17 protein-coding genes are annotated in these 19670 nt (G+C 46.1%); 3 read left to right on the top strand and 14 right to left on the bottom strand.

From position 1 onward, the window contains the following. Positions 1 to 307: 307 nt before the first annotated feature. Positions 308 to 643 carry a bacillithiol system redox-active protein YtxJ gene (gene ytxJ, locus F824_RS0104080; RefSeq protein WP_019596587.1) on the bottom strand — a complete coding sequence of 112 codons (336 nt, stop codon included), beginning with the start codon at positions 641 to 643 and terminating at the stop codon, positions 308 to 310. Between the two features lie 151 nt (positions 644 to 794). On the opposite strand from ytxJ, the gene F824_RS0104075 reads away from it, so the two are divergent. Next, positions 795 to 2189 (top strand): DUF4403 family protein, encoded by a 1395-nt coding sequence (locus F824_RS0104075; RefSeq protein ID WP_019596586.1) that lies wholly within the window; start codon positions 795 to 797, stop codon positions 2187 to 2189. A gap of 14 nt (positions 2190 to 2203) precedes the next feature. Here F824_RS0104075 and F824_RS0104070 read toward each other — a convergent pair whose 3' ends face one another. The 13 genes from F824_RS0104070 to F824_RS0104005 form a co-directional block, all read right to left on the bottom strand. Next, on the bottom strand, positions 2204 to 3226 hold the full coding sequence (locus tag F824_RS0104070) for an SMP-30/gluconolactonase/LRE family protein (RefSeq protein WP_019596585.1): 1023 nt from the start codon (positions 3224 to 3226) through the stop codon (positions 2204 to 2206). A 156-nt stretch (positions 3227 to 3382) separates the two neighbouring features. Beyond that, the gene (locus F824_RS0104060) at positions 3383 to 4057 is read right to left on the bottom strand and encodes a 3'-5' exonuclease (protein WP_019596583.1); all 675 of its coding nucleotides are present in this window, start codon (positions 4055 to 4057) and stop codon (positions 3383 to 3385) included. 1 nt (position 4058) lies between these two features. Further along, positions 4059 to 6005: a DUF294 nucleotidyltransferase-like domain-containing protein gene (locus F824_RS0104055; protein WP_019596582.1), complete on the bottom strand. Its 1947-nt coding sequence runs from the start codon at positions 6003 to 6005 to the stop codon at positions 4059 to 4061. Positions 6006 to 6196: 191 nt separating this feature from the next. Then, the gene (gene acs, locus F824_RS0104050; RefSeq protein ID WP_019596581.1) at positions 6197 to 8089 is read right to left on the bottom strand and encodes an acetate--CoA ligase; all 1893 of its coding nucleotides are present in this window, start codon (positions 8087 to 8089) and stop codon (positions 6197 to 6199) included. Positions 8090 to 8120: 31 nt separating this feature from the next. Continuing rightward, entirely contained in the window at positions 8121 to 8477 is a 357-nt protein-coding gene (locus F824_RS0104045) for a response regulator transcription factor (protein ID WP_019596580.1), read from the bottom strand. Then, positions 8470 to 11211 (bottom strand): sensor histidine kinase, encoded by a 2742-nt coding sequence (locus tag F824_RS0104040; RefSeq protein WP_019596579.1) that lies wholly within the window; start codon positions 11209 to 11211, stop codon positions 8470 to 8472. Before F824_RS0104040 ends, F824_RS0104045 begins: the two co-directional genes overlap by 8 nt. After that, positions 11204 to 11413, bottom strand: a complete 210-nt coding sequence (locus tag F824_RS0104035; RefSeq protein WP_019596578.1) for a hypothetical protein — start codon at positions 11411 to 11413, stop codon at positions 11204 to 11206. The genes F824_RS0104040 and F824_RS0104035 overlap by 8 nt, the downstream gene beginning before the upstream one ends. Before the next feature lie 112 nt (positions 11414 to 11525). After that, positions 11526 to 13229 (bottom strand): sodium:solute symporter family protein, encoded by a 1704-nt coding sequence (locus F824_RS0104030; RefSeq protein WP_019596577.1) that lies wholly within the window; start codon positions 13227 to 13229, stop codon positions 11526 to 11528. Between the two features lie 25 nt (positions 13230 to 13254). Next, positions 13255 to 13518: a DUF4212 domain-containing protein gene (locus tag F824_RS0104025; protein WP_019596576.1), complete on the bottom strand. Its 264-nt coding sequence runs from the start codon at positions 13516 to 13518 to the stop codon at positions 13255 to 13257. A 14-nt stretch (positions 13519 to 13532) separates the two neighbouring features. Beyond that, positions 13533 to 14978 carry a hypothetical protein gene (locus tag F824_RS0104020; protein WP_019596575.1) on the bottom strand — a complete coding sequence of 482 codons (1446 nt, stop codon included), beginning with the start codon at positions 14976 to 14978 and terminating at the stop codon, positions 13533 to 13535. Positions 14979 to 15120: 142 nt separating this feature from the next. Next, the gene (locus tag F824_RS0104015) at positions 15121 to 15543 is read right to left on the bottom strand and encodes an IS1/IS1595 family N-terminal zinc-binding domain-containing protein (protein WP_019596574.1); all 423 of its coding nucleotides are present in this window, start codon (positions 15541 to 15543) and stop codon (positions 15121 to 15123) included. A gap of 134 nt (positions 15544 to 15677) precedes the next feature. Continuing rightward, positions 15678 to 16460, bottom strand: coding sequence for a ZIP family metal transporter (locus tag F824_RS0104010; RefSeq protein ID WP_019596573.1), 783 nt, complete (start codon positions 16458 to 16460; stop codon positions 15678 to 15680). Continuing rightward, the gene (locus F824_RS0104005; protein ID WP_019596572.1) at positions 16453 to 17514 is read right to left on the bottom strand and encodes an FAD:protein FMN transferase; all 1062 of its coding nucleotides are present in this window, start codon (positions 17512 to 17514) and stop codon (positions 16453 to 16455) included. Before F824_RS0104005 ends, F824_RS0104010 begins: the two co-directional genes overlap by 8 nt. A gap of 161 nt (positions 17515 to 17675) precedes the next feature. Here F824_RS0104005 and ruvB point away from each other — a divergent pair, with 161 nt between their 5' ends. Continuing rightward, complete coding sequence (gene ruvB, locus F824_RS0104000) at positions 17676 to 18713, top strand: Holliday junction branch migration DNA helicase RuvB (RefSeq protein ID WP_026333481.1); 1038 nt, start codon at positions 17676 to 17678, stop codon at positions 18711 to 18713. After that, the gene (queG, locus tag F824_RS0103995; RefSeq protein ID WP_019596570.1) at positions 18714 to 19649 is read left to right on the top strand and encodes a tRNA epoxyqueuosine(34) reductase QueG; all 936 of its coding nucleotides are present in this window, start codon (positions 18714 to 18716) and stop codon (positions 19647 to 19649) included. It abuts the gene before it with no gap. The last annotated feature ends 21 nt before the right edge of the window (positions 19650 to 19670 follow it).

Here is a 19670-nt window from a genome sequence, read left to right as displayed (position 1 = left end):
CCTGACTCCAATAGCGTTTAGTCAAAAACAGTAAACACCTAATTGATTATCAGTAAATTAAAATATTAAATGGAGTTCGTAATGCATAAAACGGGTTCAAAAACTGCATAAAAAAATAAGTCAAGTGAAATGCCCTATCGCAGAAAAAAGAAATTCCATCAAAAGGAAGAAAACCCTTCCTTTTGATGGAAAATTAAAACCAGTCAATGTACATGAACCTTGTTTCTGAATCAGAGCAGCACCATTGATTCCAAAGGACACAAGCGTGTTTTTTGCATGCCTCTAATCCATGCCCGGCGCGCTCCTTTTACAAGCGACCGATAATGTCGGCATAATTGATCCCCATGTGGCTGTTGTCATATACGGCCACACCTTCCTTGATCAGGATGACCTGTGGAGATTCATGGTAAACATCAAAAGCTTTGGCTACCTCATTGGAAACCTCCCTAAAGCTGATCAAATCCAGATAATAGGGAGTGGCTTTTTCGGAATCTTCCGGCTTCCAGTTTCTTTTCATTCTGTCCCAAGCCATGCTGCTGATGGAACAGCGCGTGGAATGCTTGAAGATCAGGACAGGCTTGTCCTTGCTTTGTGCTTTGATCTCTTGTAGTTGGGTTATATCCTCTAATTTATTCCAATCCATTTCTTAATTTTTCTTAATGCAATACCTGTCTTAACTTTGTTTGCCGTAAAAATAGTTCCTTTGCCCGATTGCCTTCTTACAAAATCCCGAAAAAATGCTTTTGGCACGATTTGGGTGCAAATTGATTTGAAATTACTTTAAGAAAAAATAAATGAGATTCTCCTACCTTTTGGGCTTGTTCCTGTTACTCTTTGTTTCTTGTAAAAGCATCAATCCAGAAAAACCAAAATACAAAGGTGCCCCCATCCTCTTGCCCATTGCCACCTCAAGCGTCAATATCCCCATCGAAATCCCCCTTTCGTACATCGAGGCCAACCTGAACAAAGACTGGAGCAACAAACTCTTTTCCGGTAAGGCAATGCCTTTGGGCAGTGGGATCTTCACGGACATCGATGTCACCAGAACCGGAAAAATCACCCTCTTGGGCATCGCCAACAACAGCCTGAAAGTAAAAATCCCCATGAAACTCAAAGGGGATTTGAAAATTGAAAAAAAGGTCTTCGGCCAAATGCTGTCCACTTCCATTCCCTTTGACGAATTGCTACAGCCCGAGATCAGTTTCAAACCGGAAATCGGCCGCAACTGGGAACTTGCCATCAAGAATGTGCAAATTGAGAATTGGGGGAAATCCCTAAAATACAACCTGATGGGCTTCGAGATCGACTTGGACCCGATCATCCGGGAGCAATTACAGTCGGTTTTGAGCCAACAACTCACTGCTTCAAATCTGGCGGGACTGAATTTCAGGAGCGTGGCGCAAGCCGCTTGGGACACCTATGGCAAACCCTACCCGGTGGAGCAGGAAGGCGTGCTGACTTATTTTTTCACCAATCCTTCCAAATTGAAAATCAGTGAAGAAGTCACCTCGGACCAAAAACTCAAACTCTATCTGGGAATGGAGGGAGAGGTTTTCTCCCAAGTGGGATCGGAGCCAAAATTCACGCCATCGGCCCTACCCAACATCTATTTCAACGACAAAACGGAAAACAAAATCGACATCATCCTTCCCTTGACCATCCGGTACAAGGACCTTGACCAATACCTGAATGAATCCCTTTCCGGGCAATCCCTGAAAATGGACAACAGTACCCAGCTGATTCCCTCCAACCTGAGTACCCAGAGTTTTGGCGATCGGATCCTGCTGAAGATGGATTTCAGGGCGCTGCGCAAGGGAAAGAAAGAAATCAAGGGAGAGCTATACTTTGTAGCAAAGCCTGTGTTCAACCCCGCCACCGAATCGATCCAATTGGAGCAGGTGGACTTTGATGTCAACACCAAAAACCTGCTGGCAAGAAGTGGGTCCTGGATGAAACAGGGCCAAGTCATCGCCCAGATCACCAAAATGGCCGTTTACCCCATTGGTGCTTACCTCAGGGATGCACGCAGGGAAATGCAAAAGCAAGGTTATTTCGAAACCGACTTTGCCACCTTCCGCGTCAAAAACCCAGACCTGGAAGTCGAGGGCATCTACAACACCGCGGACGACATCCGACTCTATCTCCGGTCTACCGGGCAGATGGACGTGAGGCTGAAAGAGGTGAAGTGAGGAGAATCCCCCCACTACCTCAAGCCCACCCGCAACACATACCCATCCGCAGTCATAAATAGCGTTTTTTTATCTGCCGAAAAGGCACAGTTGGAGGTGGCTTCACCGGTAAAGATTCTGGCGATGGGCTTGCCGGAGGGATTGAAAACCAAGATTCCACCGGGACCGCTGGCGAACAAGATTCCCGAAGGGTGCATTTTCATGCCATCGGGAAGCCCTTTCTGCCCTTCCTTTCCCACCAGGTCTGTGGAGTCAAAAAACAGCCTTTTATTGGTCAATTCTCCTGGGGAAACCACATCATATTGGTACCAAACCGCATGCTTGGGATCGGAATTGGCAACCAATAAACGGGTCTCATCAGGACTGAAAGCGATACCATTTGGGCGACTGTTCAAAGAATCGATCAGAACAAGTTCTCCGTTGGTTTTCAAACAATAGACTCCCTGAAAATCCAATTCTCTTGCTGGGTCGTCCACATTCCCTTCCAAGCCATAAGGCGGATCGGTGAAATACAGATTTCCAGCCTTATCAAAAACACCATCATTGGGGCTGTTCAGCCTTTTTCCCTGATAGTTGTCTGCAAGTGTGGTGAATTCCGGCACTGGCTGGGTAATGGATCCCCTCATTTTCGCCACCCTTCTGTCTCCATGTTGGAAGAGGACCAAGGCTCCTTCGGGATCCATGATCAAACCATTGGAACCCACTTCGCCTCCACGCGGAGTGGTGCCGGTATAGCCCGATGGTTTCAGGAAAACTTTGGGTTCCCCATCTTCTCCGATCTGGTAGAGGGTATTGGGCGGAATATCCGAAAACAATAAGATCTGCTGCTCCTCAAGCCAAAGCGGACCCTCTGTCCAGTCAAATCCCGAACAGATTACTTCGATCTCCGCCTCCGGATCGATCAGCGCCAAGGCTTCATTGTCCAGGATTTCAATAAAGGCATTGTCTTTTGTTTTGTTCTCGGAAGGCGCTGTTTGGCAAGAGGTGACGCCGAAAATCAAAAAGAGGAGGAGGGGAAAGGATTTTGGGTTTTTCATAAAACGGGATCTGCTTGATGCAAAATAAGCAAAAAACCAATGGGATCATTTTTTGCAAAAAAAACGGCTGATACAAAAAACAAATTAAGATTCAAGCGCTTGGAAGAATAACCTCTTTTTTTCAAGGTACTAGAAAGCCATCAACCCGTTTTCCTGTCAGCGCATCAAAGCTCCATAATCTTGGATCCCCTTCTGCTCGGCTATTTTCAGCAATTTCAATAGTAACTGGGCAGTCAAAAAAGCATCCCCGGCCGCAGTATGTCTGTCATCCAAAGAAATGTGGTACCTGCCACAAAGTTCATCCAGGGAAAACTCTCCCGGTTTTCCATATCGCGTGTCATAATTCGGCCCCATTTCCAGACGCACGGCCAAATCCTTGGTGTCAATCAGAGGATTGAGCAGCTTCTTGAGCCCAAATGGCTTCAATGCCTTTTCCAACATGGCAATATCAAAGCCAATATGATGGCCCACCAGAATGTCCGTTCCAATAAAGCCCAACATATCCTTGGCAAAATCCTGAAGCGAAAAGGCTTCATGTGAATGCATGATCTCGTGCACCTTCATGGATTCCCGGTTTTGAAGAGGGGCGTTTAAGTAAATTTCCAAGGCAGATTGTACACTGATTGTATAGCCTCGGACTTTCACTGCCCCAAAGGAGAGGATATAATCGGTTTTAGGTTGGAGGCCCGTAGTTTCCGTATCCAACACAATGAAATTCAACTGTGAAATGGGCCGCATCCTCGGGATCCCTTTCACAAAAAGCGCTTCGTAGTCCTTGACAAATCCCGCTTTGGCACTTTCTTTTTTCCCGAAAAAATCCAGCCAGCCCATATCAGTTCGTAAAATAGTCCAGTTGAAACCTCACCCGAATGATTTTTTGCAGCTCATCGATGGGTGCAAAAGCATTTTTCAGCAATTGACGCTGAATCTTGCCCATGCCTTCCGGACTGATAAACCTCCCCGAATTGTTGGACTGAAGTCCCTCAATCGCCCGCATCCGCATCAAGATTTCATAGGCTTTGCCCGCTTCCAAAAACAACTCCCTGTAATTCGGTTCCAACTCCGAAAGTTTTTCAAAACGCTTGAAGGTATTGTTGATGCCGACCACACGATGGCTGAGGACAAGCAGCCTGGCGATGTCGGCCAAAGGCATCATGGCCCGAAGTTTTATGTCAAATTTATCCCGATGTTCCCCGGATTTTTCCACGATGAAATTCCTGAAAAAACCCAAGGGGGCAGGGTTCAACAAGGCGTTCTTGGCCAGAAAATTCAGGAAAATGGTTTTGTCGGCGATTTCATTGTAGATGTGCTGGGTCATCTCCTCCGCCAATGGCTTGTACCCATAAATCGGCCTGAAATCAAAAAAAATGGTGGAATGCATGATCGCCAATTGATTGGGCTGCAAGATCCATTCACTGAAATATTTTTTCCATTCAGAAAGTGGCTGACACCATTTGGGATTGTTGGCCATCATGTCTCCGGGACAGGATTGGAAACCGCAGATCAGCAAAATCTCGATCACCTCCTGGGAAATCAGCAACATGTACTCCTTCACTTCCTTCAATTGTGCCTCCGGAACATCCGCAAAAACCATGGCATTGTCCAGGTCGGTGCGAAGCAATTGCTCCTCTCGCCCTTCACTTCCCAAGGAGAGGAAACAGAACTTCACCTTCGATGCTTCCGGATAATCGGCATCGTGCTTTTTCTTGGCCATCTGAACAGCCCTTTTGATAATGATGTCATTGATCTCCGAAATGATACTGGCCACAAAATCCATGGACAACTCGTTTTCCAGATAATACCGCAGCAGGCGCTCGGCGCTGTCCCTGACCTTGGCCATCTCCTTTACATCCCAAGTCTTCATCAAGGCATTGATCAAAACCGCCGGACTGTTTCCTTGGGAAAGCAGGATATCATGGTCGGATAGGATCCCGATGACCTTGCTTTGTGCAGTTCCATCTTCGGTGAAAATCAAGTGATGGAGCCTGTTTTTGATCATGGTCAGGTACAAGGCAGAAAAACCTGCATCTCTGGTCATGGTCATCACAGGAGAAGTCATGATCTCCTCCACGGGAGTTTCGTAAGGCATATTCTGGGCAATCAACCTGTTTCTGAGGTCTTTGTCCGTGATGATCCCCATAGGGTGTTCTTGCGCATCTGTCACCACAATCGATCCGACACCCATTGTCGACATCTTTTTGACAGCCTCAATGATGGTAATTCCTTGCTGACAGGTGACGACATCCTTGGAGAAATTCAAGTCTGACTGTCCTGTAAAAATCAGGAGGCCTGTGTCCTTGGAGGCTTCCATAAAAATCCCCCTTGCCTTCTGGGATTGGGAAAGATCTGTCCGGACCACCACTTGTCCCGAAGCAAATCCGGCGGCGAAATAAAGACTGACCCGACTATTTTCCTCCAGGATTATTTCAAAAATGGAAACCGGAATCGCATACACCAAACTTTCTTCCTCAGCTACGGCATTCAGAATATAAGGCCTTTTGCCCAGCAGGGCCAATACCCCAAACACATCCCCCTCGTCACAAACTTCCCTTACCTTGGTCTGTCCGTCTTGTGTCTCGGTGAGGTGGACTGAACCTTCCTTGAGCACAAAAAAGCAGTTTTGAGCTGGATCTCCCTGTTTAAAAAGAAATTCGCCTTTGGCAAAATAATGCACCTCAACACCCTTCGCTACAAGTTGTAGGGAAGCCTCACTGAGAAATGTGAAGGGTGGAAATCGTTTCAGAAATTCCTTTACCCGATTGACGATGACGTTGGACATAATTTTGGGTTAATGAGATAAGAGGCTGGCGGAAGGCGGCAGTTTAGCTTATGCAGCTGAACTCCGACATCCAATAGTGGTGTCTGTTTCCAAGTTAATAAATTACCCCATTTGTAAGCCAAATTCATTTCTTGCCGTAGACGAAATGCCGGAAGACCGAAGATTTATTTCTTCTGTCTTCCGGCTTCTCTTTATTTTCTACCTTCCATGATTTCGGTCACCACTTCTGGATCCATCAAGGTAGACGTATCTCCCAAACTTCCCAGATCTCCTTCGGCAACTTTTCGGAGAATCCTTCTCATGATCTTTCCGGAGCGGGTCTTGGGCAATCCGCTCACAATCTGAATCTTATCCGGTCTGGCAATGGCCCCAATGATTTTGGTGACCATTTCCTTGATTTCGTTGACCAGGTTTTCCTCGGTCCTGTTTTTCATGTCGCAGATAACATAGGCATAAATCCCCTGTCCCTTGATATCGTGGGGATAACCCACCACTGCGGATTCTAGCACCAATGGATGTTCGTTGATCGCATTTTCCACTTCGGCAGTTCCCAACCGATGTCCGGAAACATTCATGACATCGTCCACACGACCCAAAATCCTGTAGTAACCGTCATGGTCACGCTTGACCCCGTCACCTGTAAAGTACATTCCCTTGTAGGTTGAAAAATAGGTCTGCTTACACCTTTCATGGTCCCCGTAGATGGTCCTGACCATGCCTGGCCAAGGGAATTTGATGCACAGATTGCCTTCCACAGAATTGCCTGTCAATTCCTTTCCTTCGGGATCCACAATACTCAGCTGGATACCGGGCAGAGGCAATGTGGCATAGGCGGGTTTGGTAGGAGTGATCCCGGCCAAAGGCGAAACCATAATCCCCCCTGTTTCAGTCTGCCACCAAGTATCCACTATTGGGCATTTGGTCTTTCCGATATGGGTATGGTACCAATGCCATGCTTCTTCGTTGATGGGTTCTCCCACAGAGCCGATGACTTTCAATGAACTCAAATCGTAAGGCTGAATCGGATCAGTTCCGTAGGCCATCAAAGCCCTGATGGCAGTGGGAGCGGTATAAAATTGGTTGACTTTGTACTTTTCCACTACCTCCCAAAATCTTCCCGGATGGGGATAGGTAGGCACTCCCTCAAACATGATGGAAGTGGCGCCGGCCAATAAAGGGCCATACACGATATAGGAATGGCCGGTAATCCACCCAATGTCTGCCGTACACCAGAAGACATCCCCGGGTGAATATTGAAACACATTTTCAAACGAATATTTGGTATAGACCATATAGCCACCTGTGGTGTGCACCACCCCTTTGGGTTTTCCGGTCGAGCCAGAAGTGTAAAGGATGAAGAGCATGTCTTCACTGTCCATTTCCTCTGCCTTATTCGTGTCTTCCTGTCCTTCGATCACTTCATGCCACCAATGATCGCGGCCTTCTTTCATGGTGACCTCTTGTCCCGTTCTTTGGTAAACAATGACCGTTTCCACACTGGCTTTTTCCAAGGCTTCATCCACGATTGCCTTTACAGGTATCGTTTTGTTTCCCCTGAAATTCCCATCGGAAGTAAGTACCGCCTTTGCATTGCAGTCAATGATCCGATCTGAAAGGGCGTTGGAACTAAAACCTGCAAATACCACCGAATGCACTGCCCCGATTCTGGCACAAGCCAACATCGCAATGGCAGCTTCCGGCACCATCGGCATGTAAATGATCACTTTGTCCCCTTTGCCAATTCCCTTGGCTTTCAGGGCATTTGAAAAACGGCAAACTTCATGGTAAAGCTCCTTGTAGGTGATTGTTCTTCCCGCTTCGGTTGGATCATTGGGTTCCCAAATGATCGCGGCTCTGTCCCCAATCGTAAAAAGATGCCTTTCGAGTATGTTTTCGGTAATATTGAGCTTTCCGTTGACAAACCATTTTACATCCGGGCCTTCAAAATCCCATTCGAGCACTTTGTCCCAGTTCTTTTTCCAGTGGAAAGAATCCCCAATCCTCGCCCAGAATTTTTCGGGCTCTGCGATTGATTTTTGATATTCATGAAAGTAACCACTCAGGGTATGTATCCTATCACTCATAATGTTTATATTTTAGGTTATCGTAATTGATTTAATTCAGTAATGTTTTGACTTTTGCGACCAGTTCCTTGGTTGAGAAAGGCTTGACCAAGTACAAATCGGCTCCCAAGTCCAGGCCCTTTTGGATGTCCTGCTGTTTGCTTTTGGCAGTCAGGAAGATGATTTTTATTCCTTTGTGTTTCTCTCGAAGATGCTTTGCCACTTCGTATCCATCTACATTGGGCATCATGATGTCCAAAATAATCAGTTCAGGAAGATTTTCTGCAATGATGTCCAGGGCTTCCTCTCCGTCCCGGGCAATAAAGACATGGTAACCCTCTTTCTTGAAAAGAAACTCCAAGGAAAGGAGAATATTGGGCTCATCGTCGACAATGAGGATTTTAATCATGATTGTTTTTTTCCTGGTTCAACTTTATTTTCTCACTTTGGAAAGGCAGGGTAAATTCAAAGCAAGTCATTCCCTCCAATCTTTTCACCGATAGCTCCCCTCCATGGTATTCTATGATTTTTTTGGAAATGGCCAAGCCCAACCCACTTCCGATCGGTTTTTTGCTCGTTTGGTTATTGGCCTGGTAAAACTTTTCGAATATATACGGCAGTTCTTCCTCCTTTATCCCTTTTCCATCATCGCAAACTTGAACCATCAAGCCCATCGGGCTCTCAAATCCCACGAGCCTTATTTTGCTTGCTGCAAATTTGGCTGCATTGGACAGCAGGTTCAGCACCACTTGTTTGATCCTGTCCTCATCGATCATCAACTCCTGCGTTTCAAAATTGAGATGGATACTGAAGTCGATATTTTTTTCCCTAAAAACCTGCATCATGCTATCGGCGGACTGCAAAATACAGATTTTGGGGTCTGTCTTTTCAAAATTCATTTTCTGTCTTCCCGAATCAAAGCGCTCCAGGTCCAGTACCTGATCGATCAATCTGGTCATCCTTTGCGTTTCCTGGATAATAATTTCCAAAAATCGCTTTCTGTCGGCATCCTCAATATCTTCATCCAACAAGATCTCGGAAAATGCCCTGATCGAGGTCAGCGGAGTTTTCATCTCATGGGTTACGGTGGAGATAAACTCATCTTTCAGCATGTCATTCATCCTCAAGGCTTCATTCATTTTCTGGAGTTTATCTGATGCTTTTTTCAATTCCCTTGTCTTCAGGTTGAGCTTTTCGTTCAGCGATTTCAGTTCCTGGGTTTCCCTGAGGATTCCGATTACCTCTTCCATGCTGATCTCCTCCTCCTTGACCACGGAGGCCACCATGATCCTGGCCGAAGCCGACCCGATGATCCCTGAAAGCAGCCTTTCGGAGTAACTCACCAGCTCCGGATCCGCGTAGATGCCTGAGGTCAAGGTTTTTCCGCTGATTTGCCTGTATTCATCGAGTGCCATTTCTGTTTTTTCATTCCCGAGAAAATTGTCCAACAAGGACTTCAGGTCTGGCAAAAATGCCTGCCCTTTCCAGACTATGGAGCTGTCCAAAGCGCTGCTGTATTTGAAAATATCGACAAAAATCACAGCCTGATTGTGTTCTTTGGAACTTTGCTGGGAAAATAAGGATACGACAAGGTACAAGATCAAGTTTACCGAAAGGCTGTAAAACAACCCATGGGTGACATAACTCATCTCGTCCAAACCCAAAAGGGAATAGGGTTTAAGAAATCCCAAACCGAAGAGTCCATCGGTCATGATGCTCGGCGACAGGTAACCTGCAGTAATCATCGTCGGTACCACCAAGGTATAAAACCACAGCACAAATCCGGCAAGGATCCCTGATAGCGCACCCAATCGGGCACCCTTCTTCCAGAAAATCCCACCAATGATGGCCGGGGTAAATTGGGCTATCGCCACAAAGGATATCAAGCCAATGGAAACCAAAGAAAACTGTCCGGCAATCTGCTTGTAATAAATGTAGGCCAACAGAATGATCCCAAAAATGGTGACTCTTCTGGTCCAAATCAGAATGCTTCCCAATCGGTGCTGGTACCTTTTTTGGAATCCATCGTTGACCAGCAGTAAGGGCATAACCAGGTTGTTGCTTACCATCGTACTCAAGGCAATCGTGGAAACGATGATCATTCCCGTCGCTGCCGAAAATCCTCCCAGATAAACCAATAAGGCCATCCATTCCTGATCAAACGCAATGGGAAGTGCCAGTACAAAGGTGTCTGCATCGACAGTCCCAGTCGGGAAATAAACCAATCCCCCCAAGGCGATAGGCAACACAAAAATATTGATCAACAAAAGGTAAAGGGGAAAAAGCCACATCGCCGTATCCAAATGCTTTTCATTGTTGTTTTCGATGACGCCCATCTGAAATTGCCGGGGAAGGAAAAGCACGGCCATCATCGAAAGAACACTCATCCAGAACCATTCCGAAGCATTGTTTTCCCCCTGAAGGACAAAGAGATCCTCGAGTCCTTTTGCGGAGGCCTGTGCAAAAATATCCCCAAAACCATCGAAGACAAAAAAGCTTACAAACACGCCTACCACCAAAAATGCCAGCAGCTTGAAAATGGATTCGAAGGCGATTGCCATCACCATACCCTCGTGTCTGGCCGTGGCTTCGATATGCCTGGTGCCAAACAAAACCGTAAACAAAGCCAAGCCGAGGGCCAAATAAAAAGCGGAATCCTTATAAAAGGGTGCCGACAAAAGTTCATAACCCACCTCCGAAACACTCATAATATCAAAGGAAGAAGCCACCGCCTTGATCTGAAGTGCGGTATAGGGCAAGATTCCCAATAAAGAGAAAATCGTCACAATACCCCCAAGGGTCACATTTTTGCCATATCTGCTGGAGATGAAGTCGGCGATGGAGGAAAGCTGTTGGACCTTACAGATCCTGATGATTTTCCGCATCACGATCCACCAAAGAGGGGCGATCAAACTGGGGCCAATATAAATCGTCAAAAACTCCAAGCCATTGGTAGCAGCCCTTCCCACAGAGCCATAATACGTCCAAGCGGTACAATAAACCGCCAAAGAAAGGGAATATACATAGGGATTGGTGGACAGCCGACGCCCGCTTTTTTCGGATTTTTCGGAAAACCAGGCGATGGCAAAAAGCAGGACCAAATACCCAAAGGTAAACGATATGATCACCCCATTGCTAAGCATCTTTCTTCTTGTCAGATTTGTGCAAGACCAGGAAAGTAACCAAAATCAGGAATGCCCAAATAAGGAAAACAAGCAGGTAAAGCACCGGTATCCCGTACCATACCTCGGGGATGTTGTAAATGGAAAGTACGGGATAATTCAAAAGGAATATCCCCAGAAAAAAAATCACCCATAAATACTGACCCTTCAGTGCTGCTTTCATTTTTTTATTGGTTTTCAAATAAGATAACCCATTTCAACCTCGAAAAAAAGGGAAGCTCCGACAATTCCCTTGCCGGAGTCCCCTATTTGGAATTACTATTTTCTAAGGATCCTCAATGCTCTTGTGCTTTTCCAGCTCCTCTTGGGATCCTGATTTCCTGAATCATGTCCTGCACATACTGTGGTGGTGCTGGGGTGAGTTTGGAAACGATAAAACAAGCCACAAAATTGATCAGCATCCCGATGGATCCAATCCCCTCTGGAGAGATACCAAACCACCAATTGCTGGAGGTAACCGATTCGGGAGATAGGCCGAATAGATTGACCCCAAATTTAAAGTAGGTGATATAACCAAGGGTGAATACCAATCCCGAAATCATCCCGGCAATGGCCCCTTCTTTGTTCATCCTGCTGGAGAAAATCCCCATGATGATCACAGGGAAAAAGGACGCCGCAGCCAATCCAAAGGCAAAGGCGACGACTTCCGCCACAAATCCCGGAGGGTTGATCCCGAACCAACCTGCGATGATCACTGCAACTGCCGCTGCTCCCCTGGCGATTCTAAGCTCCGTCTTTTCGGTCATGGAAGGTCTGAAAGTCCTGAACAAATCCCTTGAAACGGATGTGGAAATCACCAAAAGCAAGCCTGCCGCTGTGGAAAGTGCTGCAGCCATTCCTCCGGCGGCAACAAGTCCAACAACCCAATTGGGCAATTTCGCGATTTCCGGCGCGGCCAAAACCATGATATCCTTGTCGATAATCATCTCGTTGGTCGCTGGGTTAGGCGTGTATTGAACAATTCCGTCCCCGTTGATGTCGTTGATGGTGATCAAATTGGTTTTCTTCCAATTGTCCACCCAGACCGGCAAATCGTTTACAGGCTTGTCTGCCACCGTATTGATCGCATTGTAAATCCCAAAAGCTGCCACTGCAGGTGCTGTGGTATAAAGGATCGCAATAAAAACCAAGGCATATCCTGCAGAAAGACGCGCATCCTTCACCCGTGGGACAGTGAAAAATCTCACGATCACGTGTGGAAGTCCAGCCGTACCCACCATCAAGGCCAGCGTAATGGCGAAAATATCGATCATGTCCTTCCGTCCTGAGGTATATTCAGCAAAGCCAAGATCCCCCAATACACCATCCAATTTGTCAAGAAGGAATTCTCCCCCTTCAACCGTTCCTCCCAATCCCAATTGTGGAATTGGATTGCCGGTGAGCTGCATGGAAACGAAAATCGCGGGAACCATAAAGGCAAAAATCAAAACACAATATTGGGCAACTTGGGTATAGGTGATGCCTTTCATTCCTCCCAAAACCGCGTAGAAGAAGACAATGCCCATCCCGATATATACGCCCGTATTGATATCTACTTCCAAATATCTGGAGAAAACGATGCCCACGCCTCTCATTTGTCCCGCCACATAGGTGAAAGAGATAAAGAGCGCACAGATAACAGCCACTACCCTAGCTTTGTTGGAGTAGTACCTGTCCCCCACAAAATCAGGAACCGTGAATTTCCCGAATTTCCTGAGATAGGGTGCCAAAAGCAAAGCAAGTAGGACATAACCACCCGTCCATCCCATCAGGTAAACAGATCCGTCATATCCCGAGAAAGCGATAATCCCCGCCATGGAGATGAAGGAGGCCGCCGACATCCAATCTGCGGCAGTCGCCATGCCATTGGCCAAAGGGGAAACCCCACCGCCGGCAGTATAAAATTCTTTGGTAGAGCCTGCCCTGGTGGCAATGGCAATCCCGATATAAAGTGCAAAGGAAGCCCCGACCAGTATGTAGGTCCAAGTTAAAATATCCATAGTGATTTTAGTTTTAGAGGTTGGGTTATTCTTCGTTTACATCAAATTCTCTGTCCAATCGATTCATGCGGACAACGTACACAAAAATCAGAATGACAAAAGAATAAATAGAGCCCTGCTGGGCAAACCAGAAACCCAGTTTGAAGCCCCCCATTTTGATGGAGTTGAGCGGTTCTACCAGGAGGATTCCAAATCCGAAGGAAACCAGAAACCAAATGGAGAGCAGGATAAAAAGAGTTTTGAGGTTCTTTTTCCAGTACTCCTGCATGCGTAGTTTGTTGTTTGACATATGTATTTTGGGGTTTAAAGAAATATTTGTGTTTGCAAGATGAATTCCCCGGCAGAACCGGATTGTATAAAGTTTTCAAAGAGAGGCCGTTGGCTGTATTGAAAGGTGATTTTGGCATGATGACTGTTAATGTAGTAATTCAAACCAAGATCATATTGCCAAGAACCCTCGTCAAAGTATTGGAAATTTTTGTGCGTAAGCGCCCCGAAGGGTTGCAAGCGGCCCTTTTCACCAAGGATTTTCTTTGGAAGGAGAAAACCCGATTGGGTATAAAAGATATTTCCGGTGCCGATCGTCGGCTGTGCATTTCCCGGTCCATTCTGCGAAGTTCCTGCACCAAAACCTACATTCATGATCCCTACATTCCGAATATAATTGGGGCCAAAATCATAATTGTAAAACACGGCATAAGTAGTGAGGGCCGTCCCAGAGTTTTTGTTCAAGGGTATATCAAGAAAAGCATCCAAACCTATCAGCGAAATGTCATGGTTTTGGACCACTCCTGACGCATTTTTAGAGGAAGTTGCTCCCGGATGATGGTGCCAACCTCCACCTAAATTAAAGACTTTTTTCGTTCCCAAATAACTCCCGACAAAAAATGGCAGCTTGTTGTTCTCTTTTTCCAAAAACTGGTAAGCGATATATCCCTGTGTGGCCCAACTGTCATTGACGATATTGGCAGAAATGGGTCTTTGGCGTGCCTCATCGTATCTTCCGCCATTGCCCACGGCAAAGGGTTTGTTTAAGGCAAGCCGATAATCCCATTTCCCAAGTTGACCTTTTGCGTAAAAACCGAATTGTCGGGCAAACTGGTCCGTCAATTCAATCAATGGCCAGTTGAAAATCGGAGCATCCACAGCCATAAAATTCAAGGTGCTATGGCTGCTCATTCTTGAGATTCCGTTCCAGTAATGAAGTCCCATACCGATATAAAGTTCATTGAACACTTTGTATTCGGTCCAGATGTCATGAAAAAACAATTGGGGTTTTTTGGCGGAAAGGGCATTTGCGGTTCCAAAACCTGTTTCTGGATCGGTGGCCACCGGAAGCAATCCCGGATTCCCAGTGCCCCCTCCGCCCGGAACGCCACCATTGATAAATGTTTGGTTATTTATTCCGAAGTGGGTAAGGACAAGAAATCGGGGAGAAACTTGGGCATATGCCAAAACCCGCGCTCTTCTCATCCCCATATCGGCAGAATTGCGTTGTGGAGATCCATTTACCCCAAGCGTACCGGGGTTGTTTTCAGTAACCCGTGCCCAGATCTGATTCCAAATCAGAAACCTGACATATTTGGAACCATCTTCGCTGAGATTGAGGGTAAGGGGTTTGTAGGAATGGTCGGTCAAATCCACCTGCCTTTCGTTGGAGGAAAGGGCCAGAGAATCTTTGGCTTGGCTCGGATTCGCCAGGTAGACCATCATCAACGTGCTTCCTAGCAGATTAATTAGATATTTCATTGTCATTTGGGTTTATTGGAGTCGTTCACATAATTAAAGCGCCGACCACAAGAGATCCCCAAGTTGAAAAGTTGTCTTGAAAAAATAACAATTGAAGTATATATCCGGTAAGTAAATATAGCCAACCGAATAAAATTTCCTCTTATCGGTTTTTGAAGCGGACCCATTTGATGATCATGTACTTGTCTCCCAGTTCGGTGATCATCATGCCCGTATTGGTCAAATTCTCCTTCAATGACATAAATTTGACCAATTCAGCATGATTCAGAACTTTGTAGGTGGGTCGGTAATCGTAATTTTCGGGGGCTTTGATCTTGTATTGCTTGACCCAATTCATGACGGACACATGGCTCACACCCAATATTCTTTCGATTTCCCGGTAAGAAATCCCTTCGATGTAAAGCTGTAAGGCTTTGACCACATAGTATTTATCAATCGATTTCCCGAGCTTTTCGACCGTGAAATGATATCCACATTTTTTGCATTTGAACCGTTGTCTTCCACCGACAACGCCACTTTTCACCACTTTAGGGTGTTCACATTTGGGACAGGAGGGTTTTTCCATGGGGCATATCTTTGGCTCTATATATCAATTTACCAAATATATAACATATTAGCAACATATAGAGACCGAAAGCAATACTTACAACCTGAAAGAAATTTAATTTGGTTTACACGGAAAAAACACCCTGATTCTATTTAGAAAATCATCTCAAACGAAATCGCCAAAGCGAAAGCAAATACACTGATCAGAACTTTATTGAGATGAAATCGATGGTCGGGACTGCTCTCGAAGAATATGGTGGTGGATATGTGGAGGAATCCTCCGGCCACCATCCCATAAATCACCCGCAATGCGCCGCCTCCGATAAAATTCTGCTCATACAAAAGAGAGCTCAGCAACATACCCAATGGGGAAGCCAGTGCAAAGACCACCAACAAAACAAACACCCACCTCTTTTTCAAGCTACCCACCAAAACCGCCACCAATGCAAATGCCTCGGGCCCTTTGTGGAGTAAGATTCCAAAAAGGAGGTTGTTGCTCCCATGACTGTGGGAATGTCCTTCGTGGCCGTGCAGGTGATCACTCAAAATCCCATCTTGCGACAATAAAGTCCCCTCCAAAAATGCATGAAGAAAAAGCCCAATCATCAAGGTAAACACACCGGATTGGAGCCCGTGGTGGTGATGGCCTCCGTGATGGATATGCCCATGCTCCACACCGGAAGAAAATAATTCCAAAACCTGCTGCAACAAAAACCCCAACAGGATATAAAGCCCCATATTGGTCGCATCGTCTGTCCCGACAAAGAGTTCGGGTAGAATATGCAAGACCGTGATGGCAAAAAGATAGGAACCCGCAAAAACCAGGACCAATTTGAAATACCGCTGCTGCCAGTTGGGGATGAAATAGGCCAAACTGCCGGCGGCTATTGCGGTAAAAAACAAAATCAGAAAGTTACCAAGCATAGGATCAGTCATGTGGGAAAGACAAGAATGGAATCAAGCCCTCGCTGGCAAAGGTCTTGAGCTGCCCCTGTTCATCGTTGTAAATCAGGAAGAGCTCAAAACCCCCTTCTTTTTGCTGGAGCGCAATGGATTTTTCCACGCCCATGACCATCATGCCCGTCGCCAATGCATCCGCCTTCATGCAGTTGGCGGCCAATACAGTCGCACTGAGCAAACCGTGTTTGACCGGCCTTCCGGTGGCAGGATTGATCGTATGGGAGATTTTGATGCCATCCGCTTCGTAATAGTTTCTGTAATTACCGGAGGTGGCCATGGCTTGGTTGTCCAAGGCGATGATGCTGAAAATATCATCGGCATTTCCCAATTCCTCAGGTCTGTTGATCCCCACTTTCCACAATTCACCTCTTTCGTTGACGCCTTTGGCACTCAATTCCCCCCCGATCTCCACCAGCATGTTTTCTATGCCTTTCGAAGCCAGGTATTCGGCCACTACATCCACGCCATAGCCTTTTGCCACTGCACTGAAATCAAGATACATTCCCGGTTTTCGTTTGATAACCCTGTTGGAATCAAAAACAATGGAATTATAATCTACCAAGGAGAGCATATTTTGGATGTTTACGCTATCCTTTAGCTGCGGACCTCCGGGACCAAAGCCCCATAGATTGACCAAGGGGCCCACCGTCGGATCAAATGCTCCCTCTGTTTTTTGATAGATCTCCTTACTGGCCTGCAAGACGGGATAAAAGTAAGGAAGGTCAAATACCAAAGTATCCGCATTGTTGAATCTGCTGATTTCGGATTCAGGAATATAGGTGGACAGCGATTGGTTGAAAACCAACAAAAGTGAATCCACTTCTTTTTTGAAATCCCGCTCCTGGGCATCCATGTAAACGACCCTATAGGTCGTTCCCATCGTGCTTCCGGAAATACTCACTCTCCCGATCGTCTGTTCGAGGATTTCTTCCGCCGGTTTTTGCTGATTTTGGCGGTAGAGGTAGACTACAGCTACCAATAATAAAAGAATGAGGGAATAGATGATATTCTTGTTTGCGTTGCTTCGCATGGACAATGGTGATTTTTCCGAAAGTTAAATTTATTTTTCCAAATAATTCCCCAAAACCGATAGAGAATGCAATAGGATTGCAGATTGTATTGGAGAACAATTTTTTTTACCCTGATGCCTTGATTGAATTTTCTATCTTTGTAGACGCGGACAAACATGCTATGAGAGAAGATTATCTGAGTGGAGAGAACAACAACCTGAGCGCCTCGGACAAGGAGATAGAAAAAGCGCTGCGTCCCTTGAGTTTTGATGATTTTACGGGACAATACAAAATCGTCGAAAACCTGAAAATTTTCGTTCTGGCGGCAAAGAAAAGAAATGAACCCCTGGACCATGTCTTGCTCCATGGACCTCCGGGCTTGGGAAAAACAACCTTGAGCTATATCATTGCCAACGAATTGGAGGCGGGGATCAAGATCACATCCGGTCCGGTTTTGGACAAACCCTCCGACCTTGCCGGCCTTTTGACAAATCTGGAAGAGGGTGATGTCTTGTTTATTGATGAGATCCACAGGTTGAATCCCATCGTGGAGGAATATCTCTATTCGGCCATGGAGGATTTCAGGATAGACATCATGCTGGATTCGGGTCCAAATGCCCGATCGGTACAGATTTCCCTCAGTCCTTTTACGCTCATCGGCGCCACTACCCGATCTGGACTTTTGACATCGCCTCTCAGAGCGCGGTTTGGTATCAATTCCCGATTGGAATATTACGACGCCAAATTGCTCACCGACATCGTGACCCGATCTGCGGGAATCCTGAAGACCCCGATCGATGATGTTGCCGCCTACGAAATCGCCAGAAGGAGCCGGGGAACGCCCCGTATTTCCAACATGCTCCTCCGAAGAACGCGCGATTTCGCCGAAATAAAGGGAAATGGGACTATCAATATGGACATCGCCAAGATTGCCCTGAACGCTTTGGATGTGGATGAAAATGGATTGGACGAGATGGACAATAGGATCCTGATGACCATCATCGAAAAATTCAACGGCGGGCCTGTGGGTTTGAGTACCATCGCGACGGCTTGTTCTGAAGAAGCAGAAACCATCGAAGAGGTTTACGAGCCCTTTTTGATCCAAGAAGGCTATCTCAAAAGAACTGCAAGAGGCAGAATGGCCACTGAACTTGCCTATAAACACCTAAAAATAAAACCAAATACCAAGGGAGGGACCGCTGGTTTATTTGACCAATAAATGAATGTTCAAAAAGACAAATATGCCCAAATTATAAAAACCCAAGCCAAAAATCTGGGATTTGATTTTTGTGGCGTGGCCAAGGCGGAATTTTTGAAAGAGGAAGCGCCGAAGCTGGAGGATTGGTTGAATAAAAACCACCATGGTGAGATGGCCTACATGGCCAATCATTTTGACAAACGCTTGGACCCAACACTTTTGGTGGAAGGAGCCAAAACGGTGATCAGCCTGATCTACAATTATTATCCCGAAAAAAGGCTCCCCGATTCCCCTGAGAATTTGAAGATTGCCAAATACGCTTATGGTGAAGATTACCACTTCGTCATCAAAGAGAAACTGAAAACGCTGCTCACCAACCTGAGGACCGAAATTGGGGAATTTGGGGGCAGGGCATTTGTGGATTCTGCGCCCGTAATGGAGCGACAGTGGGCACAAAAATCAGGATTGGGCTGGCAAGGAAAAAACAGCCTGCTCTTGAACCGCCAAATGGGCAGTTTCTTTTTTCTGGCCGAACTGATCATCGACCTGGAAGTCACGCCTGATCCTCCCATGATCAAGGACTACTGCGGTACCTGTACCAAATGTGTGGATGCCTGCCCCACAGATGCCATCGTACAAGCGGGAGTGGTGGATGGATCCAAGTGCATTTCTTATTTCACGATTGAGCTCAAGGATCAAATCCCCAATGAGATGAAGGGGAAATTCGAAAACTGGGTCTTCGGATGCGATATTTGTCAGGATGTCTGTCCCTGGAACAGTTTCTCCAAACCCCACCAGGAAGCCAAATTTGCTCCTCATCCCGACCTAAAAACCATGGGAAATAAGGATTGGCAGGAACTCACAGAGGAAACTTTCAATAAGGTTTTTCAAAAATCAGCGATAAAAAGAACAAAATTCCAAGGCTTGTTGAGAAATATTAATTTTAACCTATCTTAGATTAAGTTTTTTAATCCACTG

The sequence above is a fragment of the Rhodonellum psychrophilum GCM71 = DSM 17998 genome, assembly GCF_000381545.1.
Lineage (GTDB): Bacteria > Bacteroidota > Bacteroidia > Cytophagales > Cyclobacteriaceae > Rhodonellum > Rhodonellum psychrophilum.
The sequence above is the reverse complement of the archived record's forward strand: the minus strand, read 5'-3'. Positions and strand labels throughout refer to the sequence as shown.

Coding starts and splice junctions, on each gene's coding strand:
- ytxJ (WP_019596587.1), bottom strand. CDS start 643: ATGGATTGGAATAAATTAGAGGATATAACCCAACTACAAGAGATCAAA.
- F824_RS0104075 (WP_019596586.1), top strand. CDS start 795: ATGAGATTCTCCTACCTTTTGGGCTTGTTCCTGTTACTCTTTGTTTCT.
- F824_RS0104070 (WP_019596585.1), bottom strand. CDS start 3,226: ATGAAAAACCCAAAATCCTTTCCCCTCCTCCTCTTTTTGATTTTCGGC.
- F824_RS0104060 (WP_019596583.1), bottom strand. CDS start 4,057: ATGGGCTGGCTGGATTTTTTCGGGAAAAAAGAAAGTGCCAAAGCGGGA.
- F824_RS0104055 (WP_019596582.1), bottom strand. CDS start 6,005: ATGTCCAACGTCATCGTCAATCGGGTAAAGGAATTTCTGAAACGATTT.
- acs (WP_019596581.1), bottom strand. CDS start 8,089: ATGAGTGATAGGATACATACCCTGAGTGGTTACTTTCATGAATATCAA.
- F824_RS0104045 (WP_019596580.1), bottom strand. CDS start 8,477: ATGATTAAAATCCTCATTGTCGACGATGAGCCCAATATTCTCCTTTCC.
- F824_RS0104040 (WP_019596579.1), bottom strand. CDS start 11,211: ATGCTTAGCAATGGGGTGATCATATCGTTTACCTTTGGGTATTTGGTC.
- F824_RS0104035 (WP_019596578.1), bottom strand. CDS start 11,413: ATGAAAGCAGCACTGAAGGGTCAGTATTTATGGGTGATTTTTTTTCTG.
- F824_RS0104030 (WP_019596577.1), bottom strand. CDS start 13,229: ATGGATATTTTAACTTGGACCTACATACTGGTCGGGGCTTCCTTTGCA.
- F824_RS0104025 (WP_019596576.1), bottom strand. CDS start 13,518: ATGTCAAACAACAAACTACGCATGCAGGAGTACTGGAAAAAGAACCTC.
- F824_RS0104020 (WP_019596575.1), bottom strand. CDS start 14,978: ATGAAATATCTAATTAATCTGCTAGGAAGCACGTTGATGATGGTCTAC.
- F824_RS0104015 (WP_019596574.1), bottom strand. CDS start 15,543: ATGGAAAAACCCTCCTGTCCCAAATGTGAACACCCTAAAGTGGTGAAA.
- F824_RS0104010 (WP_019596573.1), bottom strand. CDS start 16,460: ATGACTGATCCTATGCTTGGTAACTTTCTGATTTTGTTTTTTACCGCA.
- F824_RS0104005 (WP_019596572.1), bottom strand. CDS start 17,514: ATGCGAAGCAACGCAAACAAGAATATCATCTATTCCCTCATTCTTTTA.
- ruvB (WP_026333481.1), top strand. CDS start 17,676: ATGAGAGAAGATTATCTGAGTGGAGAGAACAACAACCTGAGCGCCTCG.
- queG (WP_019596570.1), top strand. CDS start 18,714: ATGAATGTTCAAAAAGACAAATATGCCCAAATTATAAAAACCCAAGCC.